Origin of the sequence: Fischerella thermalis PCC 7521 (genome assembly GCF_000317225.1) — a bacterium.
Lineage (GTDB): Bacteria > Cyanobacteriota > Cyanobacteriia > Cyanobacteriales > Nostocaceae > Fischerella > Fischerella thermalis.
Genome location: NZ_AJLL01000031.1, coordinates 1 through 15,999, shown reverse-complemented (window position 1 = coordinate 15,999; position 15,999 = coordinate 1). Strand labels below are relative to the sequence as shown.

18 protein-coding genes and 1 CRISPR repeat array are annotated in these 15,999 nt (G+C 41.8%); of the genes, 12 read left to right on the top strand and 6 right to left on the bottom strand.

Annotation, left to right across the window (positions count from 1 at the left end):
* Nucleotides 1–191: 191 nt before the first annotated feature.
* From UYK_RS0106820 to UYK_RS0106805, 3 genes are all read right to left on the bottom strand, one after another.
* Nucleotides 192–1,598, bottom strand: a complete 1,407-nt coding sequence (locus tag UYK_RS0106820; RefSeq protein ID WP_009458197.1) for an NAD(P)(+) transhydrogenase (Re/Si-specific) subunit beta — start codon at nt 1,596–1,598, stop codon at nt 192–194.
* An 88-nt stretch (nt 1,599–1,686) separates the two neighbouring features.
* On the bottom strand, nt 1,687–1,977 hold the full coding sequence (locus UYK_RS0106810; RefSeq protein ID WP_009458196.1) for an NAD(P) transhydrogenase subunit alpha part 2: 291 nt from the start codon (nt 1,975–1,977) through the stop codon (nt 1,687–1,689).
* A 142-nt stretch (nt 1,978–2,119) separates the two neighbouring features.
* Complete coding sequence (locus UYK_RS0106805) at nt 2,120–3,283, bottom strand: Re/Si-specific NAD(P)(+) transhydrogenase subunit alpha (RefSeq protein ID WP_009458195.1); 1,164 nt, start codon at nt 3,281–3,283, stop codon at nt 2,120–2,122.
* A 768-nt stretch (nt 3,284–4,051) separates the two neighbouring features.
* On the opposite strand from UYK_RS0106805, the gene UYK_RS0106800 reads away from it, so the two are divergent.
* From UYK_RS0106800 to UYK_RS26695, 10 genes are all read left to right on the top strand, one after another.
* Nucleotides 4,052–4,567: a DUF2808 domain-containing protein gene (locus UYK_RS0106800; protein ID WP_009458194.1), complete on the top strand. Its 516-nt coding sequence runs from the start codon at nt 4,052–4,054 to the stop codon at nt 4,565–4,567.
* 215 nt (nt 4,568–4,782) lie between these two features.
* Nucleotides 4,783–4,917 (top strand): 50S ribosomal protein L34, encoded by a 135-nt coding sequence (gene rpmH, locus UYK_RS24875; protein WP_009458193.1) that lies wholly within the window; start codon nt 4,783–4,785, stop codon nt 4,915–4,917.
* A gap of 23 nt (nt 4,918–4,940) precedes the next feature.
* Nucleotides 4,941–5,345 carry a ribonuclease P protein component gene (gene rnpA, locus UYK_RS0106795; RefSeq protein ID WP_009458192.1) on the top strand — a complete coding sequence of 135 codons (405 nt, stop codon included), beginning with the start codon at nt 4,941–4,943 and terminating at the stop codon, nt 5,343–5,345.
* Entirely contained in the window at nt 5,332–5,724 is a 393-nt protein-coding gene (locus UYK_RS0106790) for a PH domain-containing protein (RefSeq protein WP_009458191.1), read from the top strand. The genes rnpA and UYK_RS0106790 overlap by 14 nt, the downstream gene beginning before the upstream one ends.
* A 315-nt stretch (nt 5,725–6,039) precedes the next feature.
* Nucleotides 6,040–7,248, top strand: a complete 1,209-nt coding sequence (yidC, locus tag UYK_RS0106785) for a membrane protein insertase YidC (RefSeq protein ID WP_009458190.1) — start codon at nt 6,040–6,042, stop codon at nt 7,246–7,248.
* Nucleotides 7,248–7,766 (top strand): Jag family protein, encoded by a 519-nt coding sequence (locus tag UYK_RS0106780; protein ID WP_009458189.1) that lies wholly within the window; start codon nt 7,248–7,250, stop codon nt 7,764–7,766. Before yidC ends, UYK_RS0106780 begins: the two co-directional genes overlap by 1 nt.
* Nucleotides 7,767–7,928: 162 nt before the next feature.
* Nucleotides 7,929–8,435 (top strand): YceD family protein, encoded by a 507-nt coding sequence (locus tag UYK_RS0106775; RefSeq protein WP_009458188.1) that lies wholly within the window; start codon nt 7,929–7,931, stop codon nt 8,433–8,435.
* 274 nt (nt 8,436–8,709) lie between these two features.
* A complete protein-coding gene (locus UYK_RS0106770) occupies nt 8,710–10,224 on the top strand; it encodes an AAA family ATPase (protein ID WP_009458187.1) in 1,515 nt (504 codons plus the stop codon).
* A gap of 126 nt (nt 10,225–10,350) precedes the next feature.
* Nucleotides 10,351–10,884 (top strand): SH3 domain-containing protein, encoded by a 534-nt coding sequence (locus tag UYK_RS0106765; protein ID WP_009458186.1) that lies wholly within the window; start codon nt 10,351–10,353, stop codon nt 10,882–10,884.
* Between the two features lie 368 nt (nt 10,885–11,252).
* Nucleotides 11,253–11,429 carry a hypothetical protein gene (locus tag UYK_RS26695; RefSeq protein WP_009458185.1) on the top strand — a complete coding sequence of 59 codons (177 nt, stop codon included), beginning with the start codon at nt 11,253–11,255 and terminating at the stop codon, nt 11,427–11,429.
* A gap of 127 nt (nt 11,430–11,556) precedes the next feature.
* Here UYK_RS26695 and UYK_RS26690 read toward each other — a convergent pair whose 3' ends face one another.
* Together UYK_RS26690 and petN are read right to left on the bottom strand one after the other, a co-directional pair.
* Nucleotides 11,557–11,718 (bottom strand): hypothetical protein, encoded by a 162-nt coding sequence (locus tag UYK_RS26690; RefSeq protein ID WP_016871142.1) that lies wholly within the window; start codon nt 11,716–11,718, stop codon nt 11,557–11,559.
* 7 nt (nt 11,719–11,725) lie between these two features.
* Nucleotides 11,726–11,815 (bottom strand): cytochrome b6-f complex subunit PetN, encoded by a 90-nt coding sequence (gene petN / locus UYK_RS24870; RefSeq protein ID WP_012408302.1) that lies wholly within the window; start codon nt 11,813–11,815, stop codon nt 11,726–11,728.
* 145 nt (nt 11,816–11,960) lie between these two features.
* Between petN and UYK_RS0106750 the strand changes: the two genes are divergently transcribed.
* Together UYK_RS0106750 and UYK_RS0106745 are read left to right on the top strand one after the other, a co-directional pair.
* Nucleotides 11,961–12,425 carry a hypothetical protein gene (locus UYK_RS0106750; protein WP_009458184.1) on the top strand — a complete coding sequence of 155 codons (465 nt, stop codon included), beginning with the start codon at nt 11,961–11,963 and terminating at the stop codon, nt 12,423–12,425.
* Between the two features lie 307 nt (nt 12,426–12,732).
* Nucleotides 12,733–13,092 carry a phospholipid-binding protein gene (locus UYK_RS0106745; protein WP_016871140.1) on the top strand — a complete coding sequence of 120 codons (360 nt, stop codon included), beginning with the start codon at nt 12,733–12,735 and terminating at the stop codon, nt 13,090–13,092.
* A gap of 74 nt (nt 13,093–13,166) precedes the next feature.
* On the opposite strand, the gene UYK_RS0106740 is transcribed toward UYK_RS0106745, so the two are convergent.
* Nucleotides 13,167–14,126: an alpha/beta fold hydrolase gene (locus UYK_RS0106740; RefSeq protein ID WP_009458816.1), complete on the bottom strand. Its 960-nt coding sequence runs from the start codon at nt 14,124–14,126 to the stop codon at nt 13,167–13,169.
* 631 nt (nt 14,127–14,757) lie between these two features.
* Nucleotides 14,758–15,962: a CRISPR direct-repeat array (repeat unit 37 nt; unit sequence GTTTCAATCCCTAATAGGGATTAATTTAAGTTGCAAC).
* Nucleotides 15,963–15,999 lie beyond the last annotated feature (37 nt).

Below are 15,999 nucleotides of genomic sequence, written 5' to 3'. Positions count from 1 at the left end.
CTACCGTGTATACACAAGTTGAATTTACCCCCCTCAATCCCCCTAAGATTCGGGGAGAAAACGGAAATTCAGTTCCCTCCCCTTTGCAAGGGGAGGGTTAGGGTGGGGTAAAACCCGGATTAATTATCTATTTCCGACTTGTGTGTACACCTTAGACCGGGTGCGGGGGGTGTTAGAGTTGGGATTCAACCTTATAGTTGCTTCACCTCAGAAACCAACTTTGACACCACGTCCTTGGCACTGCCAAAAAGCATTGTGGTTTTATCTTTGTAGAACAACTCATTATCTACGCCAGCAAAACCTGTACTCATTCCACGCTTAATTACAATCGTGTGCTTCGCCTTATCTACTTCCAAAATTGGCATTCCGTAGATTGGGCTATTGGTGTCACTGCGTGCGGCGGGATTGACTACATCATTTGCCCCAATTACCAGTGCTACATCTGTTTGTTCAAACTGGGGATTGATATCATCCATGTCGTGTAGTTGTTCATAGGGAACGTTCGCTTCTGCTAGCAAGACGTTCATGTGTCCAGGCATTCTACCAGCTACGGGGTGAATCGCATACTTAACATCAACACCCATGCGTTCTAGTTGATCTGCCAATTCACGTACACTGTGCTGTGCTTGAGCTACCGCCATTCCGTAACCGGGAACAATCACTACAGAACGAGCATAACCCAGCATCATTGCGCCTTCTTCTGGATCGATGCTGCGGACAGTTTTATCGGCTGTACTACCACCAGCTGCACTTGCAACTGCACCGCCACTGCTGCCAAAAGCATCAAACAGTACGCTGATCAAAGAACGGTTCATCGCTTTACACATTATTTCGGTGAGGATGATACCAGATGCTCCCACCAATGCACCAGCGATGATTAACATGTTGTTCATCACCACAAAACCAGCAGCTGCCGCAGCTAAACCAGAAAATGAGTTCAATAGCGAAATTACTACTGGCATATCGCCGCCGCCAATGGGGATGACAAACATCACACCCAAGATAAGAGAAACTGCGACAATTCCCAAAAATACAGGTAGGTTATGTGGTTCCATGATTAAAAAACCACTACCTACGACATAAGAACCCAACAATAAGGCGTTGAATGGTTGCTGCAAGGGGAATGTAATTGGGGAACCGCTGATAATTCCTTGTAATTTGGCAAATGCCAGCATACTACCTGTAAAGGTGACACCACCAATTAACACATCCAATAACATGGAAATGTTGGCATCTAAGGGTACTGTTTCAGCGTGTTGCAACAACCGCCAAAACTCAGCAACGGCAACCAAAGCAGAAGCAGCGCCACCTAAACCGTTGAGTAAACCCACCATTTGGGGCATTTCCGTCATCTGGACTTTATAGGCGGCGATCGCGCCTAGTACCGAGCCAATTGCCAAACCCAACAAAATCATCCCGTAGTTCAACACATGCTGATCCAACAGTGTTGCCACAATTGCTAACAGCATTCCCACAGCTGCAATCACATTGCCTTGTCGTGCTGTGGCGGGTGAACCCAGTTTTTTCAAACCCAAAATAAATAAAGACGCAGCGACTAAATATGTCAACTGAATGCCAGTCGGAAGAAAATCAGTCATAATTTAGCGGTAATTGGTAATTGGTAATTGGTAATTGGTAATTGGTAATTGGTAATTGGTAATTGGTGATTTTCTTTGCCATTACCTATTACCCATTTGCCTTCTTTTTAAACATCTGCAACATCCGATCTGTGACTAGGAAACCACCTACCACGTTGATGGTTGCTAGTACTACAGCGATCAAACCGAGAATAACTGAGATATTCCACTCTCTAGCACCGGAAGCTACAATTGCTCCTAATACGGCGATGCCAGAAATCGCGTTTGAGCCTGACATCAAGGGCGTATGCAAAGTAGGCGGTACTTTGTTGATCACTTCAAATCCGGTAAACGATGCCAAAACAAATACGAACAAAGCCGCAATTAATGCTTCTGTCATGTTGAAAAATCCTTAGGTATTGGGGTGATGGGGTGATGGGGTGATGGGGAGGTGGGGGAGTGTGTGTAGACAAAGAAGAAAGACTACTTGCTTGTCCTCCTTGTCTCCCCCTGTCCTTCTTGTTCCCGATCCCCGATCCCTTCTAACTCACTGCTGAAGTTACGGTTTGCAACGCCTCTTTAATTCGTGTGGAACGAATTTCACCAGCGTGGGTAATGCAAGCTGCATCAATAATGTCGTCAGCAAAGTTAATCTCTACATTTTTGTCTTTCATTAGTAGTTGCATTAAAGATGTCAAGTTCTTGGCATACAACTGGCTAGCATGGACTGGGAGCGATGATGGTAAATTAATTGGGCCGATGATAGTGACGCCGTGGGCAACAATGTCTCTACCGGGATCAGTACAAGCGCAGTTACCACCTTGTTCGGCGGCGATGTCTACAATTACTGAACCTGGTTTCATTTGCTTTACCATGTCTTCTGTGACAAGAAGAGGTGCTTTTTTACCAGGAACTTGAGCTGTGGTGATCACGACATCAGCATTTTTGATGTGTTCGGTGACTACTTCTTGAGTGCGCTTTTTGCTGGCTTCGGAAATTTCTTTGGCGTAACCACCGGCGGCGGTTGTTTCTTCATCCAATTTGATTTCTACAAATTTCGCTCCTAGACTTTGTACTTCTTCTTTGACGGCGGGGCGAATATCAAAAGCTTCTACCACTGCTCCTAGACGTCTGGCGGTGGCGATCGCTTGTAAACCTGCAACGCCAGCACCCATGATAAATATTTTGGCGGGGGCGATCGTACCAGCAGCAGTTGTCAGCATGGGGAAATATTTTGGCAGTGCGGCGGCGGCGATGAGTACGGCTTTGTAACCTGCGATTGATGCTTGTGATGATAAAGCATCCATACTTTGCGCTCTGGTGGTACGGGGAATCATCTCCATACTCAAGGCTGTGACTTTGCGTGCTGCCAGTTTCTGGGCTATGACTGGGTTTGCCAAAGGATTGAGGAAGCTAATCAGCACAGATCCTTCTTTGAGTAAGTCTATTTCTGAGCGCCCGTCTTCTCGCTCTCGTGGTGGGCTGACTTTGAGGAGAATGTCTGCTTCTGACCATAATCTATTAGTATCAGCAATTATGGTTGCTCCGGCGGCTTCGTAGGCAGCATCATTAAAAAATGCTCGTTCACCCGCACCAGCTTCTACCCAAATCTCTAAACCTTGTTTAATCAACCGCGCTACGATGTCGGGAACTAATGCCACACGACGTTCACACACTTCGATTTCTTTAGCAACCGCTATTCTCATGTAATCTCCTTGAGATTAAATACTTAAATTTCTGGTGCAAGCTGTGAAATTTTTCCAATGAGTATTTCGACGCACTCATGGTCTACAGGTGGGGCTATCAGCTATTGGCTTTTCCTGTTAGTTGTTCCTACGCTTTCCCACTCTACCTACCTAGACAAAGCCGAACTGTGCCGCTCATGGATGTTGCAATACATATACTTGCATTTATTAGGTTATTTATTGCACATCCTATGCTGATCCCCGGAATTTACATCTATGTCTTCAAATTCTTTTAGGTATTGCAAAATATTGTTGTGTCTTGTTTACATAGTGCAATATCGATTAATTTCTCACCAACTTATTCCCCTAAGTTTTAGAATTTTTGCTGCTGCGAGTAATGCTTACTGCCACCAATCTAGCTTAAGTTTGGTCGCGATCGCCTGTTCAACTCGCTTAATTTTTATAACAAAAATCTTAATTTTAGATAAACTTGTACACATTTAGAAATACAACTCAATTTTCACACTGTTTTATCTCTGGTAAAACTATCAACAATTTAGTAATTATGAGAACATTTGATCCCTACACAAACTGCTAGACGACTAGTAAACTTTCTGTCAAATTAAATACTCGTTTTTAAGTGAAAATTGACATAAATATAGACGGGATGGCACTTTTGTTGAGGTTTTGACGTCTAAAATTTAATAAAGTCAGTAGTAAAGTTTAGTTACGAACCTTTACTTTCAGTTACTGAAACAACACATTTATTTCTGCCACAGGAGCTTGACTATGCGACGTTTATTTTCTGCCTTAGCGGTGACTGGCTTTTTACTGACAAGCCTTCCAGCCGTTAGCTGGGCGCAGAGTTTGCCAGGGTTTACGCTATTCAGTGGTGTTAAGAGTGAAAATCAACTGCCTTTCCGATTGGATTTTGGTGGACAAACAAATGGTTGGGATAGGTATCGTTTAAGAATCCCTGCCAAAAAAATGAAAGTTGCTGCTTCTGAATTTGTTGTCAGCTACCCCAACTATTACAAAGGAAAATTTGACCCCAAAAAGATTGAGGTACGGGTGAGAGATAAAAAAGTACCACTGACAGAAGCAAAATGGGATAGAGAAAATGGTGTAATTATGATTTATCCCCAAGAGCCTGTGCCAGCAGGTACTAGTGTAGAAATAGTGCTTTCTAATGTTAGGAATCCTGCTTTCGGAGGCATTTATTATTTCAACTGCTATACTGTCAGCCCTGGTGATGCAGCTGCATTGCGTAGTTACATGGGAACTTGGATTCTTAGTGTTAGTTAGTGGTGTAGAGACGTGCCATGGCACGTCTGTACATTGGTTAGTGGTGTAGAGACGTGCCATAGCACTTCTGTATATTGGTTAGTGGTGTTATTAGGATTGCACAAGTGTGCGTCTGTACATTAGTTAATGACAAATAAATAGTAATTTTTTAGCTAAAAATTGATAAAATTATAGATTGTGGCTTTTTATAAAAAATCGCTGAAGAGGATAAGAGTATGCGGAGAACTTTAGAAGGAACAAACCGGAAGAGGAAGAAAACATCTGGTTTCCGTGCCAGAATGCAAACACCTGATGGTAGAAACGTGATTCGAGCCAGAAGAAAAAAAGGACGTCATCGCCTAAGCGTATAGGGTAAGGAACTTAGACAGTAGTTGTGGCTTTGCCCAAAGCAAATCGGCTTAAATCCCGGAAAGATTTTCAGGCAGTTTTCCGGGAAGGTACTTGCCGTCATGGTTCTTATATAACTTTGAGAGCCTTACGGCCATCATCCATAAAAAAACCTTCTGATAATGTAAAATCAACAAACTCGGTACTTTTCCCAATCAAGATTGGTATTTCGATTAGCACTAAAGTCAGTAAACGGGCAGTAGTTCGTAACCGCCTCAAGCGACAAGTATCGGCAGCTTTGCACCAATTGTTGCCTCTATTGTCACCAGGATGGCGGCTAGTGGTAGTTGTCAAACCAGCGGCAGCAGAATCTAAGTGCGTAACCCAACAATTTCTGCAAGAATTAGAGCAGTTGTTGGCACAAGCTGAGGTATTAAATGGGCATTCGTGAAGAAGTTTATTTTGAAGGCGGCCCCCACATTGGGGATTTAATAATAAACATACTAATTGGCTTAACGGTCGTGGGTATACCACTAACGGTAGGAGCAATTGTTAGAGCATTGTGGCTGCGTTTTCGGATTACTGATCGCCGAGTTTCTGTGACTGGGGGTTGGATGGGACGCGATCGCAGTGACGTTATTTACTCAGAAATTGTCAAAATCGTCAAAGTTCCCCGTGGTATTGGCTTATGGGGAGATATGGTGTTGACTCTCAGAGATGGTAGTCGCCTGGAACTGCGGGCTGTTCCTAAGTTCCGGGAAGTCTATGATTACATCACTGAACGAGTCACTGCCAAAAATCCCAATTTTAATGCTGCTGCGAAGAAGTGATGGGGTGATGGGGTGATGGGGTGATGGGGGTGAAAGTATCTCCCCAACTCCCTACCTCCCATCTTCAATAAATGTGCGGCTATCCGTAGTTGAATTACAGTCGCAGACAGATCCTGATTTCGATAAATTATATTCAGTCAGCCGATTTTAAAATTCTGGTTGGTAGCTGCTGGTTAGTTGTTGTAGAGACGTGCCATGGCACGTATGTACATTAGTTAGTGGTAGATTGTCAATAATTCTCCCAAACAACGACCAACAAACAACTAACCTAAAATCGCTAGTTAATTTACATTACCTCAGGTTGAATTCAGAATAATGGATTTTGGTATCGGTTTTTTTTCCAACAACGTCATGTTGCCAATCATAGACTTGTTCTATAGCATTGTGCCAAGTTATGGATTGGCGATCGTAGCTTTGACGTTGATTATTCGTTTTGCACTATACCCTCTTAGTGCTGGCTCAATTCGCAATATGCGACGGATGCGAATCGTCCAACCTTTGATGCAAAAACGGATGCAAGAAATCAAAGAACGCTATAAGGACGATCCGCAAAAGCAGCAAGAAGAAATGCTCAACGTCCAGAAGGAATTTGGTAATCCTTTAGCTGGATGTTTGCCATTACTGTTGCAAATGCCAGTGCTATTAGCGCTATTTGCGACATTGCGAGGTTCACCTTTTGCCAGTGTTAACTACACAATTAACCTACAAATCTTTCCTGCCGAACAAATCGAACGAATTCAACCCCAAGCTTTTATGACTGCTCCCCAGAACATTTATGTTGCGGATGGGGAACATGTTAAGGTAACTGCGATTTTACCGGGAGGTAACAAATTAGCAGTAGGAGAACATACCAAAATTCAATACCAAACTGTTGATGGTAAGCCATTTCAAGAAGTATTGGCAGAACACCCAGACAGTAAATTAGTTCCCCAATGGAAAGTTACCAAAGGGGAAGACAGAGTCAAAATTGATGCTGAAGGCAATATTGAAGCCCTGCAACCAGGAGATGTGACTATAACTGGGACAATTCCAGGATTAGCAGCAGATCAAGGATTTTTGTTTATTGATGCCTTGGGCAGAGTCGGGGCAATTGATCCTGATGGCACTATTCATTGGGATATTGTCACAATGGTAGTGTTGTTTGGTGTTACCCTGTACGTCAGCCAAGTTCTTTCTGGGCAAAATTCCAGTGGTGGTAATCCACAACAGGATACAGTCAATAAAATTACTCCTGTGATCTTTTCCGGGATGTTTTTGTTCTTCCCCTTACCGGCTGGGGTGTTGATGTATATGGTGATTGGTAATATTTTCCAAACTCTACAAACTTACATCCTTTCTCGTGAACCTCTACCAGAGGAATTACAAAAAATTGTAGACACCCAAGAGAAACAGGCAGAAGCACAACAAAAAACATTGCCGTTTGAGCCAAAAAGTTCTAAAAAAGTTGAACCAAAGAGTTCTAATGAACAAAAGGGTTCAAAGAAAGTTGAACCAAAGAGTTCTAAGAAAAAGGCTACAGGTTGATGATGACCGATTCTCGGATGGCAAGAGGGCAGCAGTGGTTAAAAACATTGCTGCAACTTACTGGGATAAATACTGAAATTAAAGGCGATTTAGAAGTAGCTGCGATCGCTCAAGGTGATTCTCAAGAACCAGATAACTACTGGTTGACTATTGATCATACAAATTTGACACCAGAGCAAGTACGGGTTTTGATTGGGCCTGATGGTGTAGTGCTAGATGCTATTCAATATCTGGCAAATTCGACTCTCAACTTAAATCAACCTCATGAGGAACAAGCCTCATACACGGTGGAATTAAACGGTTATCGTGTCAAGAGACAAGCTGAAATTCGAGCGATCGCTGAAGCTGCTGCTGAACAAGTCCGGGCTACAGCAAGAGAAGTGGAAATTAAATCCCTCAGTTCGGCTGAACGTCGCCAAGTCCATACCTTTTTAAAAGAGTTTAGTGATTTAGAAACTTTCAGCCGGGGTAAGGAACCCCACCGTAATTTAGTTGTACGCCTGGCATTACCCGAATAATTAAATTGTTGGTAGTTGATCGTTGATTGTTGATGGTTCCAAACAACCAACAACAAACAACAAACAACTAACAACCCGAATAAAGTTAAACTAGAGAAATGTTATCGGCAAAATAGCTGATATACAAAGACCACTTTTCGTGAGAATGTCTCACAGAATCCTATGGACGCAATTTATATTCCGCAGCTAACTAAAGCACCGGAGCGGACAGAGGAGATTCAGGTTAAAGAGTTTCTGTCTGGTTTGGATACCTTGACACCAGTTCGTGGTCGTGTTCGTGTGCAACATTGCGGCAATTATTTAGAAGTATCTGGTCAAGCAGAAACAATAATTACTTGTACCTGCAACCGCTGCTTACAAAATTACAATTATCGTCTTGTAGTTGATACCTCAGAAATCATTTGGTTAGACGAAACCGTAGAGCAAGAAGTTTTTTTGCCTTTAGAACGGGAAATAGCTGTGGAAGATTTAGTAGAAACCTTGTCTCCCCACGGATATTTTGATCCTGGTGAATGGCTATATGAACAAGTCTGCTTGGAAATTCCTCAGCGCCAACTTTGTGATACCAATTGTCCGGGGATTCAACCAAGTCATGATCCAGCCTCTACTAGCACTGTAGATCGTCGCTGGGCTTCTTTGGAAGCCTTGAAAAAGCAACTTCCTTCTTAGTCATTTGTCATTTGTGATTGGTCATTTGGCTATTTCTTCGTTCCCAGTCTTAGGCTGGGAATAGTTTTTGGAAGGCTATATTTCACCTGAAGATGAATAGAGCCACTTGTTGCAAAAGTCGGGAAAAGGTAAGTACTGAATTGCTGACTCTCGCTTTTGATGTATTCACCTCTCCAGAGAAAAAAGATAAAACAGTTGTGAAGAGCAGTACAAACCTGAAAAATGAAATAAAGAACTACGCAAAATAACAACTCGTTAATAACATCTAAATATTATGAGCTTCCGTGAAGAGTTCAAACTGCTGCTGCGCGCCCGCTACCCTCTGATCTACATTCCCACTTACGAGGAAGAACGCTTAGAAGCCGCGATCAGGGAAGAAGCAGCAAATCAGGGAAATCGCCCGGTGTATACTTGGGATTTTGTGGATGGCTATCAGGGAAACCCTAACGATGAAAACTTTGGGCGACGTAACCCTTTGCAAGCTTTAGAATTTGTCGAGAAAATTCCGGCTACTGCACCAGGAGTATTTATACTGCGGGACTATCATCGATTTTTAGATGATGTGGCCATTGCTCGCAAACTCCGCAATTTAGCTAAACTCCTCAAATCTCAACCAAAAAATATTGTCCTGTTGTCACCAAGAATTGCGATTCCTGATGATTTAACAGAAGTTTTGACAGTAGTAGAGTTTCCTTTACCTAACGCTGCCGAAATTCGTTCAGAAGTAGAAAGATTATTAATTGCTACTGGCCATTCTCCCCCCAGCAGATTTTTAGATGATTTGGTGCGTTCTTGTCAAGGGCTATCAATGGAAAGAATACGGCGGGTGTTGGCAAGAGCGATCGCAACTCATGGTGAATTACAACCAGAAGATGTGGATTTGGTGCTAGAAGAAAAACGCCAAACTATCCGCCAAACCCAGATTCTCGATTTTATCCCTGCTACCGAGCAAATCTCAGATATTGGCGGATTAGACAATCTCAAAGATTGGTTACTCCGTCGGGGAGGCGCATTTACAGAACGGGCGAGACAGTACGGATTACCGCACCCACGCGGTTTACTGTTAGTAGGTATCCAGGGAACAGGTAAATCATTAACCGCCAAAGCGATCGCTCATCATTGGCACTTACCCCTACTGCGATTGGATGTAGGACGACTATTTGCGGGTTTGGTAGGCGAATCAGAATCCCGCACACGTCAAATGATCCAAGTAGCCGAAGCCCTCGCCCCCTGTGTATTGTGGATAGACGAGATCGACAAAGCCTTTTCGGGGCTTGGTAGTAAAGGAGACGCGGGAACAACAAGTCGTGTTTTTGGTACATTTATTACCTGGTTAGCCGAGAAAACCTCACCTGTGTTTGTAGTTTCTACCGCTAACGACATCCAAGCTTTACCGCCAGAAATGCTACGAAAAGGGCGCTTTGATGAAATTTTCTTCGTCGGTTTACCAACCCAGGAAGAGAGAAAAGCTATTTTCAACGTGCATTTATCCAGATTACGCGCCCATAACATTAAAAGTTATGACATCGACAGGTTAGCCTATGAAACACCCGATTTTTCCGGTGCAGAAATTGAACAAACTTTAATCGAAGCTATGCACATTGGTTTTAGTCAAAATCGCGACTTTACCACCGATGACATTTTAGAAGCTGCTAGTCAAATCATACCCTTAGCCCGCACTGCCACCGAACAAATTCAACAACTACAAGAATGGGCTGCCGCTGGGAGGGCGCGTTTAGCATCGAAACACAGTCCTTTAAGCGATCGCATCCAACGCCAGCTAAAATAGCGAATTATGGATTGGTTAGTAGTTAGTGGGTGGTAGGTAACCACTAACCACTGTAGAGACGTGCCATGGCAGGTCTCTACAACAGCCACCACGAAAAATACATTTACTTAGGCCAAGTTTTAATTTATGTTGACTCAAATATTAAAGTATATTTTCGGATTTATATTAGCAATAGTAATTTTAATCGGTGGTGGGTTTGCTATGGCGCTGTATTTTATGAACCGAGTTTCTGCACCCCCACCAAAACCAATTTATGCAAATGACAATCCTGTAGTAAAAGCACAAACTCCAAAATCCCAAACATCAAAAACCAATCAAGTATCCTTAGAACAATCTTCACCAACTCCTGATTCTCAAGCAACTCCTCAAGACACACCCAAGCCAGAGTCATCACCAGAACCACTACTACCAGGAGCATATAAAGCACGTGTCACTTGGAAGCAGGGCTTACGTTTGCGAAAAGAACCAACAGCAGATTCCGAACGTACTGGAGGAGTTGCTTTTAATCAAAAAGTAATAGTTTTAGAAGAAAGCAATGACAAAAATTGGCAAAAAATTCGTTTGGAAAATGGAGAGCAAGAAGGTTGGGTAAAATCGGGCAATGTCCAGAAAATTGACGAACAAGATGATACTCAAACAGCAGAATCAACAGAGCAATAGTAGGAATAATAGCACTTTTGTCGAAGTCAAAAATTATTTTTTAGAGTATTTTAATATGTTGTAAACCCAAAATTTCATAACCTGATTTTGCCTCATCCGACTTAGTGTCTTAGTGTCTTGGTGGTTAAATGAAATTTATTTTTTCACCACCAAGACACTAAGACACGAAGAAAACTTACAACTCACTTGGGGTAGGTTTTAGCTATTAGCCTGCACTTCAGTCGCGGGCTTTATTATAGCGAAATTATGTAAGCAAAAGTAAAGCTTAGTTGCGATATTTACTAAAAGGTCAATACTCAAAAAACTAGATGTTATTTTGAGGGATATATAGTGCCTTCAATTAAAACTATTCACTCTCAAAGATAAATATGTATAATCGCAATTCCCAATCTGATTTGGTTGCTGCTGCTGTTACCGCAGCCTTAGGTGCTGGTGTGGTTACATCTTTTGCTGTTAGTCAAGGACAAAACCCTTTCCATGCTTTGGCAATTACTGGTTTAGCAGTACTGATTGCATTAGTTTGGGATTACTATCAAAAGCAATAATTTTTTTGGTAAATATACAGAATTTATAGAGACGCTCCTTTTCCATCAGTCATAAGTTATTAGTAAACATAGATAAACCTGATAACCGATAACTGATAACTGTCGAAGCGTCTCTATTTGTAGAATTTCATCGTCGCTTTGGATTGGTGCGTCGGAGTTCGCGTTTTTCTTGTTCTTGAAGACGGCGATCGCGCCAATCAGCTAGCGTCAGATAACCAACTCCTCCAGTAACTACTATTAGTAGTACCAGAGCAACCAAAGCCAAAATATTTAGGAGTGGACTTTCCACGATACCTCTACAATCCGTTACGACCCCAAACTACCATTGCAATTGACCAAGTGAAAACAACCAACAGTGAAACCCATCCTAATGTCAAAATCTCCATAGTCGCACTTCTTAAGTTTATTTACAAAACTACTCCAATATTTATGATACTGGGAATTGGTTGGTAGTTGGTGGTTGATTGTTGGTAGTTAGTGGTTTACTCCCCACACTCCCCACACCCCCCACCTCCCTATCTTTCCCGATTTATGAACAACACTTCAGATCATCTGATGGCAGAACGCCTAGAATCGTTAAAAGCAGGAATTTTGGCAGCTTTGTGTCTAATCTTAGCTTTCGGGGTCACTTCTTTGATTAACAGCCTAGTTTTAGCAAAGTATTTTCCTGCACTTTGTAGGCTGGGAGTTGAACTCCTAAATTTACAGTTTTTGGTGAGTGGTGCAATAGCAACTTTCTCTGGTTTACTGTTTGGCGTTACTTATCGATATATCATCCGTCAAGATCAAAACCCGCAACTCAAAAATGGAGGAGTGTTGGCTTTCGGTTTGGTACGAGGATTAGCTCAGGTAGATGTTGGGTTTGCTTGTAGTGGTGATGTGTTGCCGTTTGTTGCTATGACTTTTGAGAGTTTATTATGGTTTAAAATTGCCACGATCGCTCTTGATAAAGCTACGCAGCGAGGTTGGGTTAAACCTTTTTCATCTAATTTTTAATACTGATAAATTTGAGCATAAAACATGATGAAATGTTTTCTCATCGTCGATGTAGAGGCGAATTGCTCTGACGACAATTGCATTCCTAGACATGAAATGGAAGTTATCGAAATTGGTTTTGGATATATGAATACACAACAATAGTTTAAGAATTTTTTACCACCAAGGCACAAAGACACAAAGATAACAATTTTTCATCTAAAGGAAGAAGTCTTTTTAAGTCAATATCAGAATAAAGATAGATGTAATTTATATGTTTTGGTTTTTATATTGCATATGGTTAGTAAGTTTATAGGAGATAAAGTTTATGGGTTGGTTAAAAAGACTTTTTGGATTAGAAAAACCACAAAATGCTCAAGTAAATCCTGCTCCCCAAACTATACAACAACAGCCATCTGCACCTGCTGCTACCCAGCAAATTGCCCCGGAACGGATGGGATTGAATGGAGAATATGATCAAAGTGGTTTAGCAAAGCGTGTAGCACTTGCATTTGATCAAGATAACCAATTAGATGATATCGATACCCTTTGGGTTGCTCAAACTGGTAGCACTGTTGTGTTAAAAGGTAAGGTTCCTAGTCAAGATATTCTCAACAAAATGGTTTCTGTGGCGCGAAGCGTCAATGGTGCGGCGGCTGTTGATACCAGTCAAGTTACTATTGGCTAGTCTATAGTCTGGGGCTTTAGCGCTTTTAAGATTTTATGCTTTGGCGCTGAAGCGCTAACTACAAACTGAACACGTTAAAAGTTTTGAGCTGAACTAGTATCTGGTAAAGAGTTATCTTTGGATTGGCGATCGCTTAGTGAATTAATCCAATCTAAAATTGCTTGGTTGATTATCTCTGGATTTTCATCGTGGGGACAATGACCGACGTCTTCTATAGTCAGCAATTGTAAGTTCTCGTTATATTGAGCAAATTCATGGGCAAGTGCTGGCGGGACAAATTTATCTTTTTTTCCCCAGATTAATAACATGGGAATTGTTAAGTTAGACAACATAGACTTGACACTCATGCCAAAATTAGCACTAATTGTCGCTTTAAACAAAGCACTAAAAGCGCGGGCAGAACCCCTATCTTGGGGAGGCCCTGCTAGTATTTCTACTAACTCATCGGTAATAGCTTCTGGGTTAGCGTAGGCGATCGCAGCCCAACGCCGTAATATGTTTGGTCGGCGAAAAAAATAAAATAGGGGTTTCATTAATAATGGCGAAGCCACGATATTTTTAATGGTGGCAACGACAGGATGTAGAAAAGCAGGTATAGCTTCTTGTTCTAATGAGGGATCTGGTAAACTCATCATTACCACACCCTGCACCATCTCAGGATAAGTAGCAGCAGCAGCTAAGGAGACTAGAGAACCGAGAGAATTACCTATGAGAACGACAGGCTGCCGGATAAATGTTTTCCAAAAATCGTAAACCTGTTCTACCCAAAGTTGGATACCATAATTCACGCAAGCTTTTTCTGATGCGCCAAAACCCAGCATGTCAAGGGCGTAGACTGTGTGGTGTTCCCCCAATACTTCTAAATTGTGTCGCCAATGTCCAATAGAAGCACCAAACCCGTGTAGCAAAATCAGGGGTGTTGTCTGTTGGTGATTTTGGAGCGGACGAATGTAGGTGTAGCGAGTTTGCCAACCCCGCCAAACCCAGTCTCTTTGATTACCTACTCGTTGTTGCCAGTGAACTACGCTGTTCAAATTTGTCTCCTGATTTATCTTCCTAATTTCTAGCTTAATCGCTATTTTTGAGAAAATAAGGCAGGAGGGAGGAGGATAAAACTTAAGTATTCCTCACATAGCCCCAACGACATTCTCAAAGCACATCCCTATCTAGAAGAAGCATATATCTAGGAAGTAGTTGCCTATTCACCTTGGCGGGCGGAAGAAATAGAAGTAGGCCTGAAAACTGCATGAAAAAGTAGCGATTTGAAACGCAGAGGGACGGGGAGTCTTTGTGCAAACATTTCGCTATGAACTTACGAAATGCAATTATTTATGAAGATGCACAGAATATTAAAAAACAAACCGCCAAAAAGCCAAGAACGCCAAGAGTGGAGGGTTAATCATTTAGTGCGGCTTCACATTAAATTGGTATTAGAGGCGATCGCGTTGTAGAGCATTTCATGTTTAACTCTTTCGCGCCCTCGTCCCCCACTGAATTCGGTACTCCGAATCAGTGGCGGGATATAAGGCGAAAGAGTTAACGGCAGATGAATTGCGACCAATATAAAACTGAGCGTAGCGAATCATTGTTTTGGTTGTTCTTGGTTCTCGACGTAATTTTTTAGTTACTCATTGTGAGTGGTTTGGTTACATCTAATGGATTTTTGTTTCAATCCCTAATAGGGATTAATTTAAGTTGCAACTCAAACCCAACTCTGACGCGGAGAAATGCCCATCCTGTTTCAATCCCTAATAGGGATTAATTTAAGTTGCAACGTATTAGTTGGTATGCGGTAGGGGATGAGAAATCAATGTTTCAATCCCTAATAGGGATTAATTTAAGTTGCAACTGAATACGCTAATGCCTATCCACGTTTCAAGCGCGTTTCAATCCCTAATAGGGATTAATTTAAGTTGCAACGAGAGGAGAGCTGGGTACAGCTATTTATTTCACTGTTTCAATCCCTAATAGGGATTAATTTAAGTTGCAACAAGACCTAGTCCACATCACGGTCATAGTTAGCGTAGATCTCTGTTTCAATCCCTAATAGGGATTAATTTAAGTTGCAACCCGAGGTGCTCTTCAAGGCAGCATCTTGGAAGATCTGCTCAGTTTCAATCCCTAATAGGGATTAATTTAAGTTGCAACAAGCACCCTAGGGGTGCAGGTGGGCGTTTCATCGAGTTTCAATCCCTAATAGGGATTAATTTAAGTTGCAACTTAGTCTGATGGTGAAGCTTCTTTCTTCACCGTCGTTTCAATCCCTAATAGGGATTAATTTAAGTTGCAACAGTCTCTAGCTCTCAAGTAACTTTTCGTTACTCTGTTTCAATCCCTAATAGGGATTAATTTAAGTTGCAACAGAACAGTGGGTGCCTTTTAGTGGTCGACGAGCTAGTGTTTCAATCCCTAATAGGGATTAATTTAAGTTGCAACGTATGACCACAAAGACAACATTCTGATCATCGGAAAGGTTTCAATCCCTAATAGGGATTAATTTAAGTTGCAACTAGATACAGCTTCGGCACCATAGAAGACATTCTCGGTTTCAATCCCTAATAGGGATTAATTTAAGTTGCAACATCTGTGTATTTCTTCTCCCTGGAGATGAGCAAGAGTTTCAATCCCTAATAGGGATTAATTTAAGTTGCAACCGAAATACTTGCATAGAGTTGGAGTTTGGTTGCAAGTTTCAATCCCTAATAGGGATTAATTTAAGTTGCAACATAAATGAATCGTGGATTGAGATTCATCCAGGAGTTTCAATCCCTAATAGGGATTAATTTAAGTTGCAACACAAAATACTTGCTGATGGGGTTGAAATTAAAGACCCGTTTCAATCCCTAATAGGGATTAATTTAAGTTGCAACATTTCATCACAATGCAATTCAATCGATTAAGTGTCAA